Genomic DNA, 15161 nt, shown 5'->3' on the forward strand with positions numbered 1-15161 from the left:
AAGATAAAAAGAGGAGGGCTAGTATGTTATCGTTTTTAGGGTTTTTAACGGTTTTTGTCTTTCTGTTTCTTACTATGACCAAGCGGGTCTCGGTCTCGATGGGACTCATTATCGTCCCCGTCATTACCGCTCTTGTTGGTGGCTTTGGCGCAACCATGGGCAAAATGATGCTTGACGGCATTGTCAAGGTGGCTCCGACAGGTATTATGATCACCTTCGCAATTTTCTATTTTGGTCTAATGCTAGAAGTCGGAATGTTCGCGCCACTTGTCGAGCGTCTGATTCGTTTTGTTAAAGGCGATCCATTGAAGGTTGTCCTGGCCACAGCATTTTTGACGGTAGCGGTCTCTCTTGATGGCGACGGCGCCACTACCTTCATGATTACCATCTCGGCCATGTTACCTATCTACCAACGTTTGAACATGAGCCGTCTGGTTCTGTCAGGCACGATCTGTTTGGGTGCAGGAGTCATGAACTTGATTCCTTGGGGCGGACCGACTGCCAGAGCCATGACAACTCTGCACGTTGACTCGGCTACTCTGTTTAACCCGATTATTCCCGCCATGCTTGTCGGATTGGTCTGGGTATTTGCCGTTGCCTATTACTTTGGTAAAAAGGAAAGGGCCCGTGTTGGCATCCTTGATCTGAACTTTGAGCATGAAGTTAAATTGACTGAAGAAGAAGCCAAACTGCGCAGACCCAATCTGCTATGGTTCAACATTATCCTCACACTGGTACTGGTTGTTGCACTGATTCAGAATCTCATGCCGCTACCTATACTGTTTATGGTAGCCTATGCGATTGCCTTAATTGTAAACTTTCCCCATCCAAAAGATCAGATGGATCGCATTCTTGCACAGGGCAACAATGTTGTCTTTGTATCTTCGATGATCTTTTCGGCAGGCATCTTTACTGGCATTCTTACGGGAACAAAAATGATCACCGCCATGTCAAAAACCTTGGTCGCTCTGATTCCGGACGCTCTGAGTCCGTTTATGCCGCTTATCGTTGCCCTGACAAGCATGCCGCTGAGCTTGGTATTTACGCCTGACGCCTATTACTTTGGCGTGCTGCCGATTATCAGCCAAACGGCTTCGGCCTTCGGTATTGACCCGGTTCATATCGGTCGCGCGGCTATCTTAGGACAGATGACGACTGGTTTTCCGCTCAGTCCCCTGACAGCCTCTACCTTCATTTTGGTTGGTATGGCTGGTGTTGACCTTGGCGAGCATCAGAAACACATCTTCTGGTGGGCGTTCGGTTCCACTGTTGTCATGACAATCGTGGCTTTGCTTATCGGCGCGATTCGCATGTAGTGCAGCAGGGTTAATGGTTTATTGCTAACATTGATCCAAAACTGAACCAACAAAGGGGTTAAACGCGGGAAGTGCGTTTAACCCCTTTAAATTAGCAATGCTTTTGCTGAGGGATGGGCTATTGGCTGTTGGCTTATGGTCACGGGCTGCGGGCTATGAGCTATGAGCTATGAGCAGATATCTACAGGTTATTAGCTTAGAGTTACGAGCCCGCCGCCCGCAGCCAATCCCCCGTATACAACCTGCATAACTTGTGCTAAAATATTAGGTGACATAAGACTTAAGAAACGCAAGGTATAGCATTCCACATAGTGGCAGAGACTATCAAGGATTTAATTATATGTAAATCGTTAGCAAACTGTCATTGACACAGGCGGTTGGCTTGGGTACAATGATGTTTGCATAGAAAAGAGGTGTGAGACGAATGACGGAAATTTATATTGTAGCATTTACAGTCGCTTTGGCTGCAAGTTATTTACTGACTCCGTATGTCAAGCGTCTTGCCATTAAAGCAGGGGCACTGGATAAGCCGGATGCGCGCAAAGTGCATACAGAGCCGATTCCGCGCATGGGTGGTCTGGCGATTTATGCTGGCTTTTTGTTGGCAGTCCTGGCAAGTGTTCATATTAATCGCGAACTGTTCGGGATTCTTCTTGGCGGCACTGTTATTTTGGCTGTTGGTATTATCGATGATTTGAAACAATTGCCTGCCAAAACTAAATTGTTTGGCCAGATTTTAGCGGCTTGTGTGCCAATGTTGTTTGGCGTTCGGATCGAATGGCTGACCAATCCGTTTGGCGGTATGATTTATCTCGACTATTTGTCTATTCCGCTGACTATCCTTTGGATAATTAGCTTAACAAATACGGTGAATTTAATTGATGGCCTCGACGGCCTGGCAGCAGGGGTTTCCACCATTGCCTCTGTTACGATTATGTTGGTGGCTGCGCAACAAAACTTTTGGACTGTGGCGATTTTCACGGCCGCACTGGCTGGGAGCGCACTTGGCTTTTTACAGCATAATTTTAACCCGGCGAAGATCTTCATGGGTGACACAGGAAGCATGTTCTTAGGTTATATGCTGGCAGCGGTGTCAGCGCTGGGGACTGTTAAGAGTGCGGCAACCATTGCGTTGGTTGTGCCGATTGTCGCTCTGGGCCTGCCAATTATGGATACTGCGTTTGCGATTATTCGCCGCTTTAACAGCGGTAAACCGATATTTAAACCAGACAAGGGCCATTTGCACCATCGCCTGCTGGCAATGGGGTTGACTCAAAAACAAGTCGTTCTGTTGATGTATGTCATTAGCGCCTGTCTTGGTGTCAGCGCTATCCTGCTGACTGAAGCTAATCTGTATTCCACAGTTCTCATCCTGCTGCTGCTGCTGGTACTCGCCGGCGTAGTTGCGCGGAAGACTGGAGTACTGAAAGATGTGGGCTCGGCAGAAAGCCACTAAAATTAAATAGTTGACTAAAGGCAGGCAATGTGCCTGCCTTCTTATACATATCAGAATTTCTAGTTTTTGGGGGCTGAAAAGCCAAATAAGACAAGAAGCGATAGTGATTGGCCGCGAAAATGCGAAGGGCGCTGCGCGCCTGCGCAAAGGGAATGCGAAGACCGTGCGCGGTTTTTCTTAGTATTGGTGGAGGAGAACAGTATGAAAAAACTCAAAATCATGACAATCTTCGGCACTCGGCCTGAGGCGATTAAGATGGCGCCAGTTGTGCTCGAGCTGGCTAAGTATCCGGATCAGATTACGCCGGTGGTGGCGGTAACAGCTCAGCATCGCGAGATGCTTGATCAGGTTTTGCGCCTGTTTGGCATTAAGCCCGACTATGACCTGGATATTATGTCTGAGGGGCAGACTCTTTATGATATTACCAGCCGCGCCCTGGTTGGACTGCGTGACGTGCTATCAACTGAACGTCCAGACATGGTGTTGGTCCATGGTGATACGACAACAACCTTTGCTGGCGCGTTGGCAGCTTATTACCAACAGATTCCTGTCGGCCATGTTGAAGCTGGCTTGCGGACTAGAAATAAGTACTCTCCTTTTCCGGAGGAAATGAATCGTAAGCTTACCGGTTCTCTGGCAGATTTGCATTTTGCTCCCACTGCCACTGCGCGTCAGTCGCTGCTTTCTGAGGCGGTTTCTGAAGCTGATATTTTTGTCACTGGCAACACAGTTATTGATGCCCTATTAGCAACAGTGGATTCTCAGTATCAATTTAGTGATAGCCTGTTATCCTCTATTGACTACCATAAGCAACGTGTCATTTTGGTTACCACACACCGGCGAGAAAATTTGGGCGAACCGATGCGTCAAGTCTATCAGGCGCTTAAACGAATTGTCGGTGAGTTTCCCGATGTCGAGATTGTTTTTCCCGTGCATCGGAATCCCAAGGTGCGGGAAGTGGTGAATTCGGTTCTTGGCGGTATTGCTAGGGTACATCTTTGCGATCCGCTTGATTATCAGCCGTTTGCGAACCTGATGGCTCGTTCAACGCTTATTTTGACTGATTCTGGCGGCATCCAGGAGGAAGCTCCGGCGCTAGGCAAACCGGTACTGGTCTTGCGTGATACCACCGAACGGCCGGAAGCTATTGCCGCAGGTACAGTAAAACTGATTGGCACGGCAGAAGAAACTGTATACAGGGAAACATCCGCCCTGTTGTCTGACCAATCGCAATATCGCGCAATGTCTGAGGCGGTTAATCCCTATGGCGACGGTCTTGCGTCGGCGCGCATTGTGCAAACCCTGCTTTGGCGAAATGATTTGGCTCCGGTTAGACCTCAGCCATTTCACGATAGATTTTGAAACGAAAAAAACATTTTGTTTTTCTGCAAAGCAAGCAGGATTCGCGAGCAAATTGTCGAATACACTAAGTCGGATATAAGTTATCTGTATGGACGACACAGCTATCATGCTCTGTTGAAAATATAGAAGACTGTTCTTGCGGTCTCTTTACCTATAGTAGGAGACGTAAGTAAGAGCGCCACGGTTTGTTTTGATTAATTCTGCAAAACAAAACCTTGGTGTTTTTTTCTAAGTGTCATACTACATGAATTCATGAAAACCACTGTATTAGGGAATCCTAACGAATAGTTTGAACCGCGGGTGAACAGGGATGAAAGATGGCATGCGCCAAGTTATGGCCGCGCTGTCGATGGCAGGCACGATGGGGTTTGCCATGGCAGTTAATGCATTGGTTGGCGGCTTTATTGGCAGGCTAATCGATGGCTGGCTAGGTACTTCCCCGTGGGGAGTCGCTATGGGGGCCGGGCTGGGTTTGGCTGCTGGCCTGCGCACGCTTTGCCGTCACGTCCTCGACGCGACTAACGAGAATAACGACGAGAAAGACAAGTAAGTATGACAACTCTTCACAGCAGACGCGGTGATTTGCCGCGCCTATTCATTTACATGGTGGCATGGATAGTGCTGCTTAGTCTATTGATGGTTCTCACCGGAAATTCTGGTCTTTTAGCTGGGTTTCTGTTAGGGGCAGCCGGCAGTGCTTGTTATGTGCTGATGCTGTATCGCCAGTTGCTAGTATCGTTAGACAAGCCATCGGTTCCTAGTGAATCCTCGTTGCGCTCAGGCTGGGTCGCCCGTTTGTTAATCGTAGTGGTCATTCTGGCGATTTCTCGCTCTGTTCAGGGAATTTCATTTTTGGCTGCACTATTTGGTTTCTTCTCTTTTCAGATTAGCATATTTGTTTATGCTGCCGCCTATTCAGTTTACCGAATTTTCTACAGAAAGGAGTGATTTATACAGATGCATCCACACAAAATTGCGCACTTTCTGGGAATGACGTTTCACATGGACACCATTTATATGACACTGCTATCCAGTGCCATCGTACTAGTATTGGCGATATTGGCAACCCGGAGAGTTGCGGTCATTCCTCGCAGCCGTTGGCAGTTGTTTATTGAGATGATTGTCGAAGCGCTTCTGGACCAAGTGGACAATAACATCGGGCCTAAAGGGCGAAAAGTCGCGCCGCTGATTATTACCCTGTTCATTTACCTTGTTATTGCAAACTGGCTTGGCTTGGTTCCCGGCCTGACTTCCCCAACCAACGATATAAACTGTACCTTAGGCTTGGCGGTGATGATTGTCTTAACCGTTAATTACCTGGGTGTCGCAAACAAGGGTATCCTCGGCCACTTTAGCCATTTTATCAAGCCGAGTATCGTATTTTTGCCGATTAACATCATTGAAGAGATTTCCAAGCCGATTACGCTGTCCGCTCGTCTTTTCGGTAATATCTTTGCAGGCGAGATTCTTATCGTCATCCTTGGTATGCTAGTGCCGTATGTTATTCCTACAGCTTGGCTGGCGTTTAGCGTTTTTGTCGGCATTGTACAAGCCATGATCTTTACGATTATGTCGATGACCTATCTAGCCAATGCACTCCAAGACAATCACTAGGGCATTGAAAAGGTTCTAAGTAACTAACCTAACTTATCTCTGCCACTTAGGCATATTTTACAATCCCCGCCTTACTACTTTTAACACAGAAAGGAGGAGACTAGTATGGAAAAAGCTATTATCGTTGGCTGTTCCGTCTTTGCTGCTGCGATTATCGCCAGCGTTGCTGCCTTTGCAGCCGCCAAGAGCGACAGCGTCGTAACTACGAAGGCGATTGAGAGCATTGCCAGACAACCGGAAGCGAAACAGTCCATTCTGGTAACCATGTTGATTTCGGTTGGTTTGATCGAGTCTATCCCCATCATTGCCGCCGTTATCGCCATTGTTCTGGTATTTGCCAACCCGTTTTTGAAGTAAAAATGCGTGTAATAGGCGACGGACGGGAGTTCCTGCCGTCGCCTCCCTTGTACGCAAGAAAGGGGATGCTACTGTTTGATTGATCTGAATGCAACGCTGTTAGCGCAAATTATAAATTTTTTCATTCTGCTATTCCTATTAACCAAGCTGGCATGGAAACCGCTGCTTGCGGCCTTAGCCGAGCGCCAGGCGCGCATTACTAACAACCTGGAAAGCGCCGAGCGCGATCGGGTTGCGGCTGAGCAAATGAAAGCAGATTATCAGAATCAAATGCAGCAAGCCAAGAGCGATGCGTTAGCTATCGTTGATAAGGCTATGAAACTAGCAGAAGAGACAAAAACTGAGATCATCGCCAGCGCTCGGGAGGAACATGCCCGTCTGCTTGCGGCGGCGCAGGAGCAAATTGCCCGCGAACGCCAGCAAGCGCTTGAAGATATTCGCAGTGAAATTGTCGTATTGTCTCTCGCTGCCGCCACTAAGGTTATCGGTCAGAGCGTTGATGAAAAAGTTAACGCCAGACTGGTGGATGAATTTATTAGTAAGTTGGATGACCAGAAACAAGGTGGATTGCCATGTTAAGCAATCAGCTAGCTGTCAAGTACGCACAAGCGTTATGCGAGCTGACTAAAGAAAAAGGCATTCTTGACGATGCGGAGCAACAACTCAGCATGGTGGTCAGTCTGACTGAACAAAATAATGATTTATACACTCTGTTATATCATCCGTTGGTTCCTGGCGCTGCAAAAAAAGAGACAATTGTGCAGTTGTTTGGCAGCGAACTGCATGCGATTGTGTTAAATTTCCTGCTGCTGTTAGTTGATAAGCGCCGGGAAGCGGCTTTGCCGGCCATTCTTCGCGAATACACTTCACTTGCTAATGAACTGCGCAACATTGTCATCGCTGATGTGACAACCGCCTTGCCGCTTGCTGACCAGCAAGAACAAGCTTTGGCCGCGAAGCTGAGCGCGATTACAGGCAAAACGGTACAGGTTCAGCAGCATGTCGACAAACGCCTCATCGGTGGCGTTGTTGTGAAAATCGGCGATAAGTTGATTGACGGCAGCGTGGCGCGTCAACTTACTATGCTCAAAGCTGCGCTGACGAAGATTCCACTGACAAAGATTGGGGTGACAGGCTGAATATGAAACTGCGGCCAGAAGAAATTACAGCGATTATTAAACAGCAAATAGAGAGCTATCAGGTCGACCTCAATGTGGACGATATCGGTACCGTCATCGAAGTCGGCGACGGCATCGCACACATCCATGGTTTGAAAAAGGCCATGGCTGGCGAACTGCTGGAATTCCCGAACGGTGTGTATGGTTTAGTACTTAACCTTGAAGAAGACACTGTCGGCGGCGTTCTCCTTGGCGGTGAAACGCTGATTAAAGAGGGTGACACCGTACGTCGTACCGGTCGCATTATGCAGGTGCCGGTTGGCGAAGCCATGGTTGGACGGGTTGTCAACGCTCTCGGTCAGCCGATTGACGGCAAAGGACCGATTCAGACAACAGAGTTTCGTCCGGTCGAGTACAATGCTCCCGGTATTGCCGACCGCCAGTCGGTTAAAGAACCACTGCAGACAGGCATAAAAGCAATTGATGCCATGATCCCGATCGGCCGCGGTCAACGCGAACTGATTATCGGCGACCGTGGTACAGGCAAGACGGCTATTGCCGTTGATACGATCTTGAACCAAAAAGGTCAAGGCGTTATCTGTGTTTATGTCGCTATTGGTCAAAAAGCATCCACTATTGCCCGGGTTGTTCATATCCTGGAGGAAGCCGGCGCTATGGAGTATACCATCGTCGTTGCCGCGACTGCCTCTGACAGCGCACCATTGCAGTATCTGGCCCCGTATGCTGGCGTAGCCATGGGCGAATACTTTATGTATAAAGGCGGCCATGTACTGTGTGTGTACGACGATTTGTCAAAACATGCTCAGGCCTATCGTGCCATGTCGCTACTATTGCGGCGTCCTCCCGGACGTGAAGCCTATCCTGGCGACGTGTTCTATTTACACTCGCGGTTGCTGGAACGTGCGGCTAAACTTTCTGCCGAGCTAGGGTCGGGATCGATTACTGCCTTGCCGATTATCGAGACACTGGCAGGCGACGTATCCGCCTATATACCGACGAACGTTATCTCGATCACAGATGGTCAGATATTCCTGGAAAGTGAACTGTTCTACTCCGGTATCCGTCCGGCCATTAACGCCGGTATTTCCGTTTCTCGTGTTGGTGGTTCGGCTCAGATCAAAGCCATGAAACAAGTTGCCGGCAGCTTGCGTCTAGATTTGGCTCAATATCGCGAATTAGCAGCATTTGCCCAATTTGGTTCAGACCTGGATAAAGCGACCAAGGCAATGCTTGATCGCGGTCACCGTTTGACAGAATTGTTAAAGCAACCGCAATATAGCCCGATCCCGGTTGAAGAACAGGTCATGAGCATATACACAGGTGTCAACGGACATCTTGATACTGTGCCCCCGCATAAGGTTCCCCAGTTCGAGGCAGATTTCCTGAAGTTTATGCGCGCGAGCTATGCGGAGATTGGCAAGGCGATCCGTGAGAAAAAGGCCTTGGACAATGAAACTGAAGCGGCTCTAAAAAAAGCCATAAAGGAATTTCAAGACACATTTACAACTGAAGCGGCGAGGTGATAGCGGATGCCAAGCACAGGAGATATACGCCGCCGCATCAAAAGTGTAAAAAACATACAGCAAATTACCAAAGCCATGAAAATGGTTGCTGCCGCGCGGCTCAGAAAGGCGCAGGAGAAAGCGCTAGCCTCCAAGCCATATACTGATAAGATTATCGAGGTCTTGACTAACGTGGCGCAACACGCGTCAGATGTCAGCCATCCGTTATTAACCGTCAGGGAAGTGAACCGGATCGGCTATCTGATTCTGAGCGCTGATAAGGGCCTAGCTGGCGCCTATTCATCAAATGTTATTAAGGAAGCGCTGCCATTCGTGTCTGGGAAAGATAATGTCGGGATCAACGCTGTTGGGCGCAAAACCCGGGATTACTTTAAGCGCCGGGGCTATGCCATTGACCGGGAGTATACCGGTTTTTCAGAGCGGCCTGGCTATCAGGATGCGGTGCGATTGGCGCAAGAGATGGCAACTGCCTATACGTCTGGTGAATATGACGAGATTCATATTGTTTACACCCGCTTCTTCTCGCCTGGTCACTTCCGGCCGGCAACAATGAAATTATTGCCTATGGATACACCTCGCAAAGCAAGCGATGATGAGGCTGACGATAATTCACTAGAAACAATTATTTTTGAACCGTCAGCCCAAGAAGTGCTTGAACTGCTTCTGCCTAAGTATCTCGAAACTGTTATTTATGGGACTCTGATCCAATCTGCCGCCAGCGAGCTAGGCGCGCGGATGATGGCCATGAGTTCTGCCACTGATAATGCACAAGATTTGATTTCAAAGCTCGTTCTCAACTACAACAAAGTGCGTCAAGCTAACATCACCCGCGAGATCACGGAAATCGTGGGCGGCGCTGAAGCGCTGAAGTAAGGAGGTTGTTTGTGAATAACACCGGTCGTGTAATCCAAGTCATTGGTCCGGTTGTTGACGTGGAATTCCTGCCTGAGCAGCTTCCCGCCATCTATAATGCTGTCGTCATTGAAGGCGACAACGCCGGGATCAAAGTGAACATCGTAGCTGAAGTCATGCAACATCTGGGTGATAATACTGTCCGCTGTGTAGCCATGTCATCCACTGACGGCCTGATGCGCGGCATGCAGGCCGTCGATACCGGATCGGCGATAAAAGTTCCGGTCGGTAAAGGCACTCTTGGCCGTGTTTTCAATGTGCTCGGCCAGCCTGTCGATCATAATCCAGATGCAGTAGAAGCAGATGACTATTGGCCGATTCATCGGCCAGCGCCTGCATTTGACGAACAGCAAACTTCAACCGAAATTCTCGAAACTGGTATTAAAGTTGTTGACCTGATTGCACCCTACTCCCGGGGCGGCAAAATCGGCTTGTTCGGTGGCGCAGGCGTAGGTAAGACAGTTCTAATCATGGAGCTGATTCGTAATATCGCTACCGAGCATGGCGGCTTCTCCGTCTTTGCCGGAGTCGGCGAGCGTACTCGTGAAGGAAATGACCTCTGGGCAGAAATGAAGGAATCTGGCGTTATTGACAAAACCGCGCTAGTTTACGGCCAGATGAATGAACCTCCCGGTGCACGTATGCGTGTCGGTCTGACTGGACTGACAATGGCAGAATACTTCCGTGATACGCAGGGGCAAGACGTTTTGCTGTTTGTTGATAACATTTTCCGGTTTATTCAGGCCGGTTCCGAAGTATCAGCTCTCTTAGGCCGCATGCCGTCTGCCGTTGGCTATCAGCCTACTCTGGGCACTGACGTTGGCGCCCTGCAAGAGCGTATTACCTCGACCAAAAAAGGATCCATCACCTCAGTACAGGCAGTCTATGTTCCTGCCGATGACTTGACTGACCCGGCGCCTGCGGCGACGTTTGCCCATCTTGACGCGACCACAGTTCTATCGCGTCAGATCGCCGAGCTTGGCATCTATCCGGCAGTTGATCCGCTGGATTCGAGTTCTCGTATCCTTGATCCGCACGTTATTGGCGATGAGCATTATCAGGTCGCCCGCGGCGTGCAGGAAGTGCTGCAACGTTATAAAGAATTGCAGGATATTATTGCAATCTTGGGCATGGAAGAACTCTCAGACGAAGACAGACTGACAGTTGCCCGCGCCCGTAAAATTCAGCGTTTCCTTAGCCAGCCGTTCTTCGTCGCTGAGGTGTTCACTGGTTCGCCGGGCAAATATGTCCCATTGAAAGAGACTATCCGCGGCTTTAAGGAAATCATTGACGGCCTCCATGACGATCTCCCGGAAGGGGCGTTTTATATGGTTGGCACAATTGACGAGGCAGTGGAAAAGGCACGCAAAATGAAGGGGGAATAACCTATGGCCAAAACATTGCGTCTGGACATAGTCACCCCTGAGCGCGTAGTTTACAGCAGTGATGGTATTTCCATGGTTATCGCCCGGGCTGTCGATGGCGAGACCGGTATACTACCAGGCCATGCTCCGCTCATTACCGCCCTTGAGATTGCCCCACTGCGTGTTAAGCAAGATGACACTGAAATGCAGATTTCGCTTGGTGCTGGCTTCATGGACGTGAAAGACGATACAGTCACGATTCTCGTCAACGTCGCCGAATTACCTGGTGAAATCGACGTAAAACGGGCCGAAGCAGCTAAGTCTAGGGCTGAAACCCGCTTGCAAAACCGTAATCAAGACGTCGACTTTGATCGCGCTGAAGCAGCATTGCGCCGCGCTCTTGTGAGACTAAAAGTAGCCGGACAAGCAAAAGTTAATGACTAACAACAAAGCAGGCTGCCGTAGGCAGCCTGCTTTGTTGTAAAGACGTCTCCTAGGGCGTTCAGAAGGGCCCTATGTTGTTATCCATGAGACTAAAAGATACACTGTTTTACATAAACAGAGTAGCATCACTAGGCAGGATCGGAAATCTAGCAGTAGCTCGTTACCTATGAGATTGGGTTAGAATATGAGACATAAAACTTGTTAGCATCGGGCGTACGGTGGCGGGTACGCAAACAATAGATTTTCGAGCCTAACAACGCAGATGGGCCCTTATCAGCGCCCGATAATGTTGTTATATCTTAACATGAATACTCTATATCATTACTGGTAACAATCAGCGTAGGAATGTAATTGCGGAGGGTAGCATAACGCATGCGCTGTTTGCGGGGAGTAGCACTTATTGGCATCATTCTTTTGCCCCTGTTTTTAATTAGTGGTGGAGTTTCTAAACAAAACTCTAGCGAGTTGCTGTACAGGGTTTTACGTGAAGCCGGAGCGAATTTGCAGGAAAGTAGTGTCCATGGTTGGACTAGGATGCCGTCCAGAAGTTGGACTGTGGCTGCACTCCAGAGTAGTATCTGCCAAGGAATTATTGCTCAAGGTGAAAAGCCGGAAAGTTACCAATTTGAAACCAACAGTACAGAAGAACACGACATCGTGCGTGCTGTAAAGGTCACGATGGACCGTCGCGAGGCGATTGCGACAACCATTCGCAAGGACGATTCTGCAGCGTTTATGATGGTTACTATTTCTGGGTCGACTGATCAAATTTCCAATTTAGAACAACAGGCCGCAAAAATTTTATACTCTACCGGCGGTATACCTAAGATAAACTCTTGCTTGGTAGGCTGGATTAATGGTAAACTGAATAATGGCGAATGGGGGGATATCCTGTCACACTCCTTCGCTTTGCTGAACGTGAAGCATATTAATGAAATGAATGATACTAAGGTGTCTAGCGTTAGCGGCTATTCACCCCGCCTGAACGGTGGCTTGGTAATCGGCGACGCTAGAGTAAACATTAATATGGCATCACGTTATAGCTCAACTGATAATCGCACTTATATTACTCTTGGAACTCCGATTATTGTCCAGGAATATTAACCATTGACGTTCTGCAGGAGGAAGACTATGTGGAAAAGCTAATCATACGCGGGGGAAAGCGTTTATACGGTACGGTAAAAATTAGCGGCGCCAAAAATGCAGTACTGCCTATTATCGCTGCGTCGCTATTAGGAAGCACGCCGAGTACCCTTGAAGAAATACCAAACCTGGAAGATGTTCATACCATCTCTGAAGTATTGGGGCAGCTTGGCGTTCCGGTTGAGTATTCGCCCGGAATATTAAAAGTAGACTCCCGGGATATTAAGACTTGTGAAGCACCTTATGAACTGGTTCGCAAGATGCGAGCATCCTTCTTAGTCATGGGTCCGTTGCTTTCTCGCATCGGACAAGCAAGAATTTCCCTGCCAGGCGGCTGCGCTATCGGTACTCGACCGATCGATCTGCATCTCAAAGGGTTTGAAGCGTTAGGTGCAGAGATTATCCAAGGTCATGGCTACATTGAAGCCAGAGCGCCGCGCGGTCTGACTGGCGCGAGAATATACCTGGATTTCCCTAGCGTAGGCGCCACTGAAAATATTATGATGGCAGCCAGTATGGCCAAAGGCCAGACTGTGATTGAGAATCCGGCGGAAGAACCGGAAATTGTTGATTTGGCGACCTATCTCAACGCCATGGGTGCTCGTGTGCGAGGGGCTGGCACCAATGTCATTAAAATTGACGGGGTCAGTGAGCTGCACGGAGCATGTCACGCGGTTATTCCTGATCGCATAGAAGCAGGAACCTATATGGTTGCGGCTGCCATGACTGGTGGCGATATCCGCTTGGAAAATGTCATCACCGAGCACTTAAAGCCGGTAATTGCCAAACTGAAAGAAGCCGGCGTTGAGATCGAGGAAGATCTTTTGGGGGTCAGAGTGCGGCGAAATGAACTGTTCCGGGCAGTAGATATTAAAACATTGCCATATCCCGGCTTTCCTACCGATATGCAAGCTCAATTTATGGCGATGCTGACTATTGCCAAAGGAGCGAGCGTGGTTACTGAAACTGTCTTCGAAAACCGCTTTATGCATGTTGACGAATTAAAACGAATGGGCGCCAACATCAAAATTGACGGACGAGTTGCTGTTGTTGAAGGAGTCGCCAACCTGACAGGTTGCCCGGTAAAAGCTACCGATCTCCGCGCTGGCGCTGCGCTGGTGCTAGCTGGACTAACCGCCAGCGGTGCAACCGAAGTCGGCTATCTGCACCATATCGACCGCGGCTATGAAAACTTAGTCGAAAAATTCCAGTCACTGGGAGCAGACCTGGAACGAATAAAGTAATAGCACTTATTTTCAAGCCGAGAGGGACGCGAACTGCGTCCCTCTCTTTAATTTGCCAAAAACGGAGGCTACCACATAAAACTATAGCCCTCTGCGGGTCCTCTTTGAACGCTGCGTACTCTGTGGTTTAGAAGCCGCTCCCTTTTAGTTCCATACGAGTTTGTCATATCAGTTGTTTGCCATGCATACCTATTAGAAATAGGTTGTCAACACGGAGGGCAGTCAATGAAATACGGGATAGGTGCGATGATCCTAGGAGTGGCAGTTATTGTTATCTTTATACCCATGCTGGTGGTGATGAGTTTGCGGGGACCGGGAGATTATGCCAGCCGCGGTGTCAAATCAAAAGCAGACAATATCAAAATTAAAGTTTACCTGCATGAGGAAGACCGGATTGTTGACATGGATTTAGAAGAGTATGTGCAGGGCGTTGTTGCTGCAGAAATGCCGGCAGAGTTTCATGTTGAAGCGCTTAAAGCCCAAGCAGTGGCAGCCCGAACGTTTGCTGTGAAACACATGGGCGCATTCGGCGGCTCTGGTTATGCAGATAAACCTGGTGCAGACATTACAACCGATTTTCGTCAGGCCCAAGGCCAAGCCTGGATTAGTCAGGAAAAAATGAAACAACGCTGGGGCGCTGCCGGTTACCAGAAATACTGGCCCAAAATCAATCAGGCAGTTGATGGAACGCGCTCTATGGTCGTGGTTTTTCAGGGACAGCCGATTAATGCGGTTTTCCATTCTACCAGTGGCGAAAAAACAGCCAGTGCCAAAGAAGTTTGGGGTTACGATTTTCCGTATTTGCGCAGCGTAGCCTGTACCTGGGATCAGCAATCCCCCCGCTACCTGGATGTGAAGGCTTACAGTCTGGATGAACTCGACAAACGTCTAGGAACAGATGTTAAAACTGCTGCAGTCAGTACTGGCGGCCAAGTGGCACAAGTGCTCGATAAGACTGAATCCGGCCGGGTAGACAAGGTCCGCATCGGCGGTATTATCTTCGCTGGTCAACAAGTGCGTGAAAAGCTTGAATTGCGCTCAAACACCTTCTCCATCCGCCAAGGTGAAGCCGGTCTCGAATTCATCACCACCGGCTACGGCCACGGCGTAGGCCTTTGCCAATACGGCGCCAACGGCATGGCCAAAGAAGGCAAAACCTATAAAGACATATTAACTTACTATTATAGTGGCGTGACTGTGGAAAAGGCGTCAAGCCACTGAACGACCGGGGGACGTTTTAGCACGAACGGCACGGGGACGGAGAACGGTTAGCACGAACGCCATGAA

Annotated in this window: 16 protein-coding genes; all 16 read left to right on the forward strand. The window is 49.0% G+C overall.

The genetic code is table 11. The annotated features are described in order from the left end of the window. Window positions 1-23: 23 nt before the first annotated feature. The 16 genes from AXX12_RS09745 to spoIID all read left to right on the forward strand — a co-directional run bounded on the left by AXX12_RS09745 (window position 24) and on the right by spoIID (window position 15095). Window positions 24-1316 (forward strand): CitMHS family transporter, encoded by a 1293-nt coding sequence (locus AXX12_RS09745; protein ID WP_066241605.1) that lies wholly within the window; start codon window positions 24-26, stop codon window positions 1314-1316. Between the two features lie 424 nt (window positions 1317-1740). Further along, window positions 1741-2772: a glycosyltransferase family 4 protein gene (locus tag AXX12_RS09750; protein WP_066241608.1), complete on the forward strand. Its 1032-nt coding sequence runs from the start codon at window positions 1741-1743 to the stop codon at window positions 2770-2772. Between the two features lie 201 nt (window positions 2773-2973). Further along, entirely contained in the window at window positions 2974-4134 is a 1161-nt protein-coding gene (gene wecB, locus AXX12_RS09755) for a non-hydrolyzing UDP-N-acetylglucosamine 2-epimerase (protein WP_066241611.1), read from the forward strand. 310 nt (window positions 4135-4444) lie between these two features. Further along, window positions 4445-4684, forward strand: a complete 240-nt coding sequence (locus tag AXX12_RS09760; RefSeq protein WP_066241614.1) for an AtpZ/AtpI family protein — start codon at window positions 4445-4447, stop codon at window positions 4682-4684. 2 nt (window positions 4685-4686) lie between these two features. After that, a complete protein-coding gene (locus AXX12_RS09765; RefSeq protein ID WP_156478625.1) occupies window positions 4687-5082 on the forward strand; it encodes a hypothetical protein in 396 nt (131 codons plus the stop codon). A 9-nt stretch (window positions 5083-5091) separates the two neighbouring features. After that, window positions 5092-5748 (forward strand): F0F1 ATP synthase subunit A, encoded by a 657-nt coding sequence (gene atpB / locus AXX12_RS09770; RefSeq protein WP_066241621.1) that lies wholly within the window; start codon window positions 5092-5094, stop codon window positions 5746-5748. A gap of 105 nt (window positions 5749-5853) precedes the next feature. After that, entirely contained in the window at window positions 5854-6105 is a 252-nt protein-coding gene (atpE, locus tag AXX12_RS09775; protein WP_066241624.1) for an ATP synthase F0 subunit C, read from the forward strand. Window positions 6106-6180: 75 nt separating this feature from the next. Beyond that, window positions 6181-6684 carry a F0F1 ATP synthase subunit B gene (gene atpF / locus AXX12_RS09780; protein WP_066241627.1) on the forward strand — a complete coding sequence of 168 codons (504 nt, stop codon included), beginning with the start codon at window positions 6181-6183 and terminating at the stop codon, window positions 6682-6684. Next, on the forward strand, window positions 6678-7244 hold the full coding sequence (atpH, locus tag AXX12_RS09785; RefSeq protein WP_066241630.1) for an ATP synthase F1 subunit delta: 567 nt from the start codon (window positions 6678-6680) through the stop codon (window positions 7242-7244). The genes atpF and atpH overlap by 7 nt, the downstream gene beginning before the upstream one ends. 2 nt (window positions 7245-7246) lie before the next feature. Further along, a complete protein-coding gene (atpA, locus tag AXX12_RS09790; protein ID WP_066241633.1) occupies window positions 7247-8767 on the forward strand; it encodes a F0F1 ATP synthase subunit alpha in 1521 nt (506 codons plus the stop codon). 6 nt (window positions 8768-8773) lie between these two features. Beyond that, window positions 8774-9640, forward strand: coding sequence for an ATP synthase F1 subunit gamma (gene atpG, locus AXX12_RS09795; protein WP_066241636.1), 867 nt, complete (start codon window positions 8774-8776; stop codon window positions 9638-9640). An 11-nt stretch (window positions 9641-9651) separates the two neighbouring features. Continuing rightward, entirely contained in the window at window positions 9652-11064 is a 1413-nt protein-coding gene (gene atpD / locus AXX12_RS09800; protein ID WP_066241640.1) for a F0F1 ATP synthase subunit beta, read from the forward strand. Window positions 11065-11067: 3 nt separating this feature from the next. Continuing rightward, window positions 11068-11487, forward strand: coding sequence for a F0F1 ATP synthase subunit epsilon (locus tag AXX12_RS09805; protein ID WP_066241643.1), 420 nt, complete (start codon window positions 11068-11070; stop codon window positions 11485-11487). Window positions 11488-11859: 372 nt separating this feature from the next. Further along, window positions 11860-12591 carry a YwmB family TATA-box binding protein gene (locus AXX12_RS09810; protein ID WP_066241645.1) on the forward strand — a complete coding sequence of 244 codons (732 nt, stop codon included), beginning with the start codon at window positions 11860-11862 and terminating at the stop codon, window positions 12589-12591. Window positions 12592-12620: 29 nt separating this feature from the next. Continuing rightward, on the forward strand, window positions 12621-13874 hold the full coding sequence (gene murA / locus AXX12_RS09815; protein WP_066241650.1) for a UDP-N-acetylglucosamine 1-carboxyvinyltransferase: 1254 nt from the start codon (window positions 12621-12623) through the stop codon (window positions 13872-13874). Window positions 13875-14099: 225 nt separating this feature from the next. Beyond that, window positions 14100-15095 (forward strand): stage II sporulation protein D, encoded by a 996-nt coding sequence (gene spoIID / locus AXX12_RS09820; RefSeq protein ID WP_066241653.1) that lies wholly within the window; start codon window positions 14100-14102, stop codon window positions 15093-15095. Window positions 15096-15161: the final 66 nt, after the last annotated feature.

This window comes from Anaerosporomusa subterranea, assembly GCF_001611555.1.
In the GTDB taxonomy this organism is placed as follows: Bacteria; Bacillota; Negativicutes; order Sporomusales; family Acetonemataceae; genus Anaerosporomusa; species Anaerosporomusa subterranea.

Bases quoted from the DNA above. Each gene is read 5' to 3' on its own strand.
- AXX12_RS09750 (WP_066241608.1), top strand. From the start codon at position 1,741: ATGACGGAAATTTATATTGTAGCATTTACAGTCGCTTTGGCTGCAAGT.
- wecB (WP_066241611.1), top strand. From the start codon at position 2,974: ATGAAAAAACTCAAAATCATGACAATCTTCGGCACTCGGCCTGAGGCG.
- AXX12_RS09760 (WP_066241614.1), top strand. From the start codon at position 4,445: ATGAAAGATGGCATGCGCCAAGTTATGGCCGCGCTGTCGATGGCAGGC.
- AXX12_RS09745 (WP_066241605.1), top strand. From the start codon at position 24: ATGTTATCGTTTTTAGGGTTTTTAACGGTTTTTGTCTTTCTGTTTCTT.
- spoIID (WP_066241653.1), top strand. From the start codon at position 14,100: ATGAAATACGGGATAGGTGCGATGATCCTAGGAGTGGCAGTTATTGTT.
- atpE (WP_066241624.1), top strand. From the start codon at position 5,854: ATGGAAAAAGCTATTATCGTTGGCTGTTCCGTCTTTGCTGCTGCGATT.
- AXX12_RS09805 (WP_066241643.1), top strand. From the start codon at position 11,068: ATGGCCAAAACATTGCGTCTGGACATAGTCACCCCTGAGCGCGTAGTT.
- atpG (WP_066241636.1), top strand. From the start codon at position 8,774: ATGCCAAGCACAGGAGATATACGCCGCCGCATCAAAAGTGTAAAAAAC.
- atpA (WP_066241633.1), top strand. From the start codon at position 7,247: ATGAAACTGCGGCCAGAAGAAATTACAGCGATTATTAAACAGCAAATA.
- atpB (WP_066241621.1), top strand. From the start codon at position 5,092: ATGCATCCACACAAAATTGCGCACTTTCTGGGAATGACGTTTCACATG.
- atpH (WP_066241630.1), top strand. From the start codon at position 6,678: ATGTTAAGCAATCAGCTAGCTGTCAAGTACGCACAAGCGTTATGCGAG.
- AXX12_RS09765 (WP_156478625.1), top strand. From the start codon at position 4,687: ATGACAACTCTTCACAGCAGACGCGGTGATTTGCCGCGCCTATTCATT.
- AXX12_RS09810 (WP_066241645.1), top strand. From the start codon at position 11,860: ATGCGCTGTTTGCGGGGAGTAGCACTTATTGGCATCATTCTTTTGCCC.